Raw genomic sequence first — 7,815 nt, forward strand, 5'->3', positions numbered from 1 at the left:
TCTCGCCCGTGCGCTACGCCGCTGTGGCGTTGTCCCGCTCCAGTGCCGCGCGCAGCCATTCGTCCGCAGCGCCGGGGGTCGGCTCCGGCCGGCCGCCCGGCGGTGTGAGCACCACGGCCGTCAGCTCCCAGTACCGGTCCAGACGCGGGCCGGCCGCGAGCCGCGCGGCCAGCAGGCGGCGGAACGGCCGGGTGTCCCGGCTGCCGTACGCGCTCCCGTACGCCGCCACGTAGGCGTCCAGTGCCTCGCCCGGGTGCGGATCCCGTGCCTGGCGCAGTCGCGGGCCCGCGAGCTCGAACGCCTCGTTGAGGCCCGCGTACAGCGCGGCCGCCCCGGGGGCGCCGGCCACCCGGTGCACCTCCGGCTGAGGCCGCCGGCCACCCGGGCAGGGTGCCGTGGTCATCGCGTGCAGCCGGGCGAAGGCGAGCACCTGCGCCGGGTCCGGCTCGTCGGGGGGCTGGGGAACGGCCACTTCCAGAAACGCCGACGTCGCCCGGGCCGGCATCCGAGGCGGCAGCCAGGCACGCCAGAACCGGGCCAGCGGCGCCGTGCTCGGCGGGACGTTCACCGCGCCGATCAGTCGCAGCCGGTCCGCCTGCTCCGCGGGCGGACACTCCCGCACCAGCCGCAGCGCCGCCTCCCGCCAGCGCAACGCCTTCAGTTCACCGCCCAGCTCGCGCAGGCGGACCGCGACGGCGTCCTCCAGCACACCGCCCGCCGCGCCCTCGTCCTCAAGGACCCGGCGCACTTCGGGCAGCGGCAGACCCAGGGCGCGCAGGGAACGGATCAGTCGCAGCCGCTCCAACGCCTGATGGCCGTAGCGGCGGTGCCCGCCGCCGCTGCGGGAGGTCTCGGGCAGCAGACCGCGGTCGGAGTAGAAGCGGACCGTTTTCACGGTGGCACCCGCGCGCGCGGCGAGCTCACCGATGCTCAAGGAAACCTCGTGCGACGACAGTTGAACCTCCCTCTGGGGGAGTTCCTACGGTATCCGCGCACGCGGTCCCTCCTGCTTCCGGGTCCGCGGGCCTGGACGTACGCGACCGGCGTGACGTCAGGTGCGACCCGAGGAGACAGTCATGACCGTGTTCATTCTGGTGGCGGGCGTGTTCACCGGCGCTGGTGTGTGGCAGGAGACAGCCGCGCGGTTGGCCGCTGCGGGCGGCGAGGCGTACGCGGTCCCGCTCACCGGGGTCGATGCGGGCCGCCCCGCCGCCTCGGCCGGTGTGGGGCTGGAGACGCACATCGAGGACGTGATCGCGGCGATCGACGCGGTGGGCGCGGCGCCCGGCCGGGAGATCGTGCTCGTCGGCCACGACTACGGCATCCATCCGGTGCTCGGTGCCGCCGACCGGCGGCCTCAGCACGTCGCCCGCGTCGTGTACCTGGACTGCGGGATGCCGCGGAACGGTGTCCCGGCCCTGGCCGCCGTACCGGACCAGGTCCTGCGCGCGCAGTTGACCGACCGAGCCCAACGCGACGAATTGGAGGGCGAGTTGGCCCCGCCCTCCGGTGCCGGGTGGCAGCGCTGGGGCAGTACCGCGGGCCTCTCCGTCGCGGCGCTGGAGCGGCTCGGCGCCCTTGCCGCGCCGCAGCCGCTGGGCACTTTGCTCCAGCCGTTGCGGCTGACCGGAGCGGCTGCCGCGGTGCCCTCCACCGGGGTGCTGTGCACCCGTAACGGCGTCAGCGTCGACGTGGTGCAACAGCTCGCCGATCTCGGCGACCCCGTGATGGCGGCCCTGGCCGACCCTCGTGTCACCTTCTTCGAACTGCCCACCGGACACTGGCCGATGCTGTCCTGCCCCGCCGCGCTGGCGGACGTCCTGCTGCGGGCCGCGGCCGGCGAGGGGCGCCGTCTTCGACCGGTCGGCGCCGCCGCGACGCCCGCGCACCTGCGGCCGTTCCCCCTGGAGGTGCCCGAGCTGCCCCGGGACCGCCGGGACCATGTCGACCTGTACATCTCTGACGCCAAGGGCCCGCGCCCGGCCGTGGTCTTCGTGCACGGCGGCCCGGTGCCCGCCGGAGCCCGGCCGGCCCCGCGCGACTGGCCGACCCTGGTGGGGTACGCCCGCCTGGCGGCCGCCGAGGGCCTGGCCGGCGTGACCCTGAACCACCGGTTGCACGATGTCGGCGACTTCGAACGCGCCGCCGCGGACGTCGCCGCCGCCGTGGAACTGGTACGGGCCGATCCCCGGGTGGACGCCGACCGGGTCGCCCTGTGGTTCTTCTCCGGCGGGGGCCTGCTCACCGCGGACTGGCTGAGGGAGCCCCCCGCCTGGCTGCGCTGCCTGGCCGCCACCTACCCGATCCTGGCGCCGCTGCCCAACTGGGGGCTCTCCGACGGCCGGTTCCACCCGGTCGGTGCCCTCGCGCAGGCGGGCGCCCTGCCCGTCGTCCTTCTCCGTGCGGGGCGCGAGACACCCGAGATCGCCGCCACCGTAGAGGCGTTCGTGACCGCGTCCAAGGAGTGCGGGGCGCACCTCGAACTGGTCGACGTCCCCAACGGCCGCCACGGCTTCGAGACCCTCGATGCCACCGAGGAGACCCGCTCGGCCCTGCGCCACGCGATGCGTTCGGTGGTGACCCACCTGACCGGCTGAGATCCGGGCCGCGCGCCGTGGCCCCGCCGATGGGAGTCGACCTGCCGAACTGGAGAGCAGGCACCACACCTCACATGGCCCCGCGCCGGGGCGAACGGGGCGTGCGGCAGGCCGAGTTCACGGGGCCGCCCGGCACCGAAGAGGGCCGGGCGGCGGACGATCCGGACGCTGCTGGTCATGGCCGACGACAAGGAAACAGAGGGCGCTAGGGTCACCCCATGCCACGTACTGACAGGGCGTCGCGGGTGATCGCCGCGCCACTTGAACGCGTCTGGGACGCTCTGATCGATCCCGGGGCGCTCCTGGCATGGCTCCCGCCCGGTGGGATGACCGGCAGGTTCGAGCGATTCGATGCCCGGCCGGGCGGCTCGTACCTGCTGGTGCTGACCTACCGCGACCCGTCCGGCGCACCGGGCAAGGCGACCGCGGATTCCGACATCGTCGAGGGGCGCTTCGTCGAGGTCGTCCCCGGCGAACGGGTCGTGCAGGCGGTGGAGTTCGTCTCCGAGGACCCCGCCTACGCCGGCACCATGACCATGACCTGGGAGGTCAGCGCCGCCGGTGCGGGGACACGTGTGGACATCACCGCGGAGGGCGTCCCGGACGGTATCTCCGCGGAGGACCACGCTGCCGGGCTCAGCTCCTCGCTGGCGAACCTCGCCGCCTACGCGGAGCGGTGACCCTCGCCGCGTGGCGGGCCGGCAGCCGCCCGGCGCTGCCGTTCTCCTGGCCGCGACAGCACACGGTCACGGTCAGGAGAACACCCAGGCGGGCGGAGACGGCCGGGTCCGCGAGTCACCGTCACGGGGGGATCTCCGGCTCGCTCAGTTCCTCTTGAGGAAGTCCCGCAGGGTGTCGGCGAATTCGCGGGGGGACTCGAAGAAGGCGAAGTGGGCCCCGCCTTCTTCCCGGTTCAGGATGCGCAGTTCGGCGTCAGGGGTGTGGGCGGCCGTCCATGCCTGGGAAGCGGGTGCGACGTGGCTGACCTCACCGCCGATGACCAGCGTCGGCACGGGAATGCGGGGAGGGACGTCCCGCCAGTCCTGCATGACGTGGTCCAGCAGGAGACGGGCGCCCCAGGGCATCGGCAGGAGGAGGTTCTGCGCGTAGAGCCACTCCAGGTCCTGCGCGGGGATGTCCTTGGTGAGCATGGAGGTCAGGAAGTCGTGCCTGGCCTTCCCGGCGTCCGCCAAGAGCATCGAGCGGGCGAACGCGGCGGCACCGTCGTAGTCGAGGATGGCGCCGAACTGTGCCGCGTCGGCCGGGTCCAGCCAGGGCAGGACGGTGCAGGCGACGGGCTGGTCGACGATGACCAGCGAGCGGACGCGGTCGGGCCCGAAGAGTTCGAGGTGGGACCAGAGCACCGAGGCGCCCATGGAGTGGCCCAGGAGATGGGCCCGGCCGATGCCGAGATGGGTGAGGAGCTGGTCGAGGTCGGCGGCGAGCGTGGCGACGCGGGCGCCGTTGTCGGTGCGGCCGGAGATCCCGTGGTTGCGCATGTCGTAGGTAATGACGCGCCGCTCGGGGCGGAGCAGGGGAAGCAGCCGGTCGAAGGTCGCCTGGGACTGGGACCAGCCGTGCAGCAGCACCAGGGGTATGCCCTGGCCGCCGGTGTCCCGGTAGGCCAGGGCGCATCCGTCACGGGTGGTGAAGGTCGCGGTGGCGGGGGCGGTGTCCATCGGTACGGCCTTTCGTGCTGCGGACGAGGGGGCACTAGGTACGGATCGGCTCGTCCATGAGCGTCATCATCGTCAGGCCGATATGCAGTGCGAGCCTGGTGGTGCCGTCGGCCAGGTCGAGGCCGGTCAACTCGGTGATCCTACTCAGCCGGTAGTACAGCGTGGTGCGGTGGATGTGCAGGTCATCGGCGGCGGCGGGACCGGAGCCCGCGCGGGCGAGGTAGGCGCTGACGGTCCGCAGGAACAGTCCGTCGGGGTCGGCGGCGCGCAGCAGTTGCAGTTCGTGGGGCAGCAGGGCGGGGGTCAGCTGATCGGCCGGGATCATCAGGAGCGGGCCGAGCGGGCCGAGTTCGCTCCAGGCCGTGACCGGGCAGGGCGGGAGGGCCCGGGTGCGGCAGGCCAGCCGGGCCTGGGCCGCGCTGTCGGCGGCGTGGATCAGTCCCGGCACGGTGGAGCCGATGCCGGCGGTGCAGCGGAATCGTCCCGCCGCCAGGTCCGCGCTGCGTTTGATCATCGCCTCGGCGTGCTCCTTGAGGACGGAGAGGTCAGGGATGTCCCGGGAGCCCAGGAGCAGTAGTCCCATGTCGTCGCAGACGGTGCTCAGGACCGCGGCGCGGCGCAGCCGGGGTTCCGTGGCGACCGCGTTGCGCAGGGCGACCTCGACGTGTTTGGCGCCGGCGTTGTCCGTGGCCCGGGTGCAGGTCAGTTCGATGGCGGTGACGTGGGTGAACCGCTCGGCACGGTCGCCGGCGGTGAGTTCGGCGGTGGCCCGGCGCCGGGCGACGGGGTCGGAGCTGATCAGGTCGAGCACGGTGAGTTCCTGCACCGCGGGGTCGATGGCCTGGTGCTCGCGCCGGGCCACCAGCAGCGCCGCGACGGTGTCGCTCACGTCCTTGATCGCGGCTTTCTCGTCGGCTTTCAGGGAGCCGTCGGCGTCGATGACGACGAGGAGGCCCACCGGTTCGCCGCGCCAGCGCACGGGCTGGCAGTACCTGGCCCGCATGCCCAGTTCCCGGTTGGCGGGCACCACGCCGGCTTTGGTCCAGGTGGCGGTGCCGCTGGCCAGCATGTACCCGACCGCTTTGCTGTCGGCTTGGCGCCGTAGCACCGCCGTGACCCGGATCGCGTCCTCGTCGCCGAAGTGAGCGCTGTAGTACAGCGCCCGTACCTCCGGATCGTTGATGGCCACCGAACGGCGCAACCGGCGCGACAGCCGGTCCACGAGTACTTGCACATCGTCGTCCCCTGTCGCCACCCGGCCATCCTACAAAAGTAGGAAGACCGTCCGCTGACGCTCGTCCGCCGGGGGAGGAAGAGCGGCAGCGCTGCTGGCAGAGTGGTGAGTGCCGGCAGGAACGGCGCCCACCACAGGCCCTGTCGCTCATCACCAGTCGAAACGACGCGCTCGCGACGGCGTCCTTCCATGCCGCTCACCGCCGACAGCAGGAGACGTTCCATGCCGCACATCACGACCACCGACGGCACGCAGATCTACTACAAGGACTGGGGCACGGGCCGGCCGGTCGTCCTCAGCCACGGCTGGCCGCTGAACTCCGACTCGTGGGAGGCGCAGATGCTCTTCCTGGCCGAGAACGGGTTCCGTGTCATCGCCCACGACCGCCGGGGCCACGGCCGCTCCACCCAGACGTGGCACGGCAACGAGATGGACACCTACGCCGACGACCTGGCCGCCCTGATCGACGCCCTGGACCTGAACGGCGTCAGCCTGGTCGGCTTCTCCACCGGCGGCGGCGAGGTGGCCCGTTACATCGGCCGGCACGGCAGCGCCCGGGTCGCCAAGGCGGTGCTGGTCTCCTCCGTGCCGCCGCTCATGCTCAAGACGCCCGACAACCCCGGCGGGGTGGACATCGAGGTGTTCGACGGTCTGCGGGCCGGGTCGCTGACCGACCGCTCCCAGCTGTACAAGGACCTGGCCGCGGGACCGTTCTTCGGCAACAACCGGGACGGGCAGTCGGCCTCCCAGGGCATGCAGGACGCGTTCTGGCGCCAGGGCATGCAGGCCGGCCACCGCAACGCCTACGAGAGCATCGCCGCGTTCTCGGCGACCGACTTCCGCGCCGACCTGGCCAAGTTCGACGTCCCCACCCTGGTGATCCACGGCGACGACGACCAGGTGGTGCCGTTCGAGGTCGGCGGAAAGGCATCGGCGGCCCTGATCACCGGCGCCCGGCTCAAGGTCTACCCCGGTGCCCCCCACGGCATCACCGACACCCACAAGGACCAGCTCAACACCGACCTGCTGGAATTCCTCAAGAACTGACAGCCGCCCCGAAGACGCCGGCGGGCGGCACCGCCGGGGCCGCCCCCTCGTGGGGGCGGCCGGGTGCCATGAGACGCGGGCGGGTCTTCCTGTGGAGCCGGGTGTCGGTGGTCGTCACGGCTGCCGGCCTCCACGTCGATGGTGGCGGGCTTGTCGTGGCGGCACGGCACCGGCCTCGGCCGGAGCCCCGGTTCAGGGCACGAGGGCATCGAGATCGACGTCGAGAGCGAAGGGCACCGAGAGCCGCAGCCGGCCTCGGTGAATCCCGGTGGGCACATAGGTGCGCGTCATGTCGTCGAGTTCGTAGGTGTGAACAGTGGGGGATCCGGCCTCGTCCTCGATGCGCCAGAAGTGCGGGATCCTGCTCTGGGAGTACTTGAAGGGCTTCAGCGAACGGTCACGGTCTTCCGACTCCTCGGAGACGACCTCGGCAACCAGGACGACGTCCTCGGGCGCGAACCAGGTGCGGTCCGGGTCGTAGGAGGCGGTGGTGACCAGGATGTCCGGTTCGGGACGGCTCTTCCTGTCGAGGCGAACAGTCATCTCCCGCTCGGCTTCGAACCCCGCAGGAGCCGCCTGACGCAGGGCGAAGGTCAGGTTCTCCACGATCCGGGCGTGCCAGGACCGCTGCGGCGACATCATGAAGATCAAGGCTCCGTCGATGAGTTCGGTGTGCCGCGGTGCCTGCGGTAGATGGTCAAGGTCGTCCGCCTCCCAGCCGCTCGGCCTCGGCGGAAGCATCCAGTCAGGAAGTTCGGCGGTCATAGCAGCTTCCTCCAGGCTCCTTCAAAAAACGGCCAAGGGGCCTTGATCCCGGAACGCAGCACAAGCCACGCAACAGGTGACACCTTACTGCGGCGGACGCGGCGGATCGGGTCGCCGCCGGGCCGGAGACGGCCGCTCGCAGGGCCTCCGCCGCCGGCCTGCTGGAGGAATTGACCGACGCCGTGGGCCCGTGGGCCGCGGGTTCCTGACGGCCTCCCGATGCGGTACCTCCTTCTCCGGGAGGTCGGCGCAGGGAGGGGAGACCTGCTTCTGCGTACCCGCCTCTCCTGCGGACCGGGTTCCCGCTGTCCCCGCTGTCCGGCCTCGGGGGTGTCCACTCGTTCGCCGGAGGCTCCGCGGGCGGACGGCGGGTCAGATGTCGGCCGTGTGCGGGGATGCGGGACGGCGGTGTTCGGCGTTGAGGCGCTGGGCTTCTTCGAGCTGGTCTTCGAGGATGATGATGCGGCAGGCGGCTTCGATGGGGGTGCCCTGG

At 72.1% G+C, this 7,815-nt stretch carries 7 protein-coding genes and 1 pseudogene; 3 read left to right on the top strand and 5 right to left on the bottom strand.

Features of this window, described 5'->3' with window-relative positions:
• Positions 1-13 precede the first annotated feature (13 nt).
• Complete coding sequence (locus tag ABZT12_RS24810; protein WP_356388413.1) at positions 14-934, bottom strand: MerR family transcriptional regulator; 921 nt, start codon at positions 932-934, stop codon at positions 14-16.
• Positions 935-1,076: 142 nt separating this feature from the next.
• Between ABZT12_RS24810 and ABZT12_RS24815 the strand changes: the two genes are divergently transcribed.
• Together ABZT12_RS24815 and ABZT12_RS24820 are read left to right on the top strand one after the other, a co-directional pair.
• Complete coding sequence (locus ABZT12_RS24815) at positions 1,077-2,597, top strand: alpha/beta fold hydrolase (protein ID WP_356388415.1); 1,521 nt, start codon at positions 1,077-1,079, stop codon at positions 2,595-2,597.
• 218 nt (positions 2,598-2,815) lie between these two features.
• Positions 2,816-3,277, top strand: coding sequence for an SRPBCC family protein (locus ABZT12_RS24820; protein ID WP_356388417.1), 462 nt, complete (start codon positions 2,816-2,818; stop codon positions 3,275-3,277).
• 144 nt (positions 3,278-3,421) lie between these two features.
• Here the strand turns inward: ABZT12_RS24820 and ABZT12_RS24825 are convergent, their stop codons facing one another.
• Together ABZT12_RS24825 and ABZT12_RS24830 are read right to left on the bottom strand one after the other, a co-directional pair.
• Positions 3,422-4,276, bottom strand: coding sequence for an alpha/beta hydrolase (locus tag ABZT12_RS24825; RefSeq protein WP_356388419.1), 855 nt, complete (start codon positions 4,274-4,276; stop codon positions 3,422-3,424).
• A gap of 34 nt (positions 4,277-4,310) precedes the next feature.
• Entirely contained in the window at positions 4,311-5,531 is a 1,221-nt protein-coding gene (locus ABZT12_RS24830; RefSeq protein WP_356388421.1) for a helix-turn-helix domain-containing protein, read from the bottom strand.
• A 201-nt stretch (positions 5,532-5,732) separates the two neighbouring features.
• Between ABZT12_RS24830 and ABZT12_RS24835 the strand changes: the two genes are divergently transcribed.
• Positions 5,733-6,557 (top strand): alpha/beta hydrolase, encoded by an 825-nt coding sequence (locus tag ABZT12_RS24835; protein ID WP_356388423.1) that lies wholly within the window; start codon positions 5,733-5,735, stop codon positions 6,555-6,557.
• A gap of 192 nt (positions 6,558-6,749) precedes the next feature.
• Here the strand turns inward: ABZT12_RS24835 and ABZT12_RS24840 are convergent, their stop codons facing one another.
• Complete coding sequence (locus tag ABZT12_RS24840) at positions 6,750-7,322, bottom strand: Uma2 family endonuclease (RefSeq protein WP_356388425.1); 573 nt, start codon at positions 7,320-7,322, stop codon at positions 6,750-6,752.
• Positions 7,323-7,694: 372 nt separating this feature from the next.
• Positions 7,695-7,815: pseudogene (locus ABZT12_RS24845) on the bottom strand (MerR family transcriptional regulator); the annotation flags it as partial.

This window comes from Streptomyces sp. NPDC005423 (assembly GCF_040606415.1).
Classification (GTDB): Bacteria; Actinomycetota; Actinomycetes; order Streptomycetales; family Streptomycetaceae; genus Streptomyces.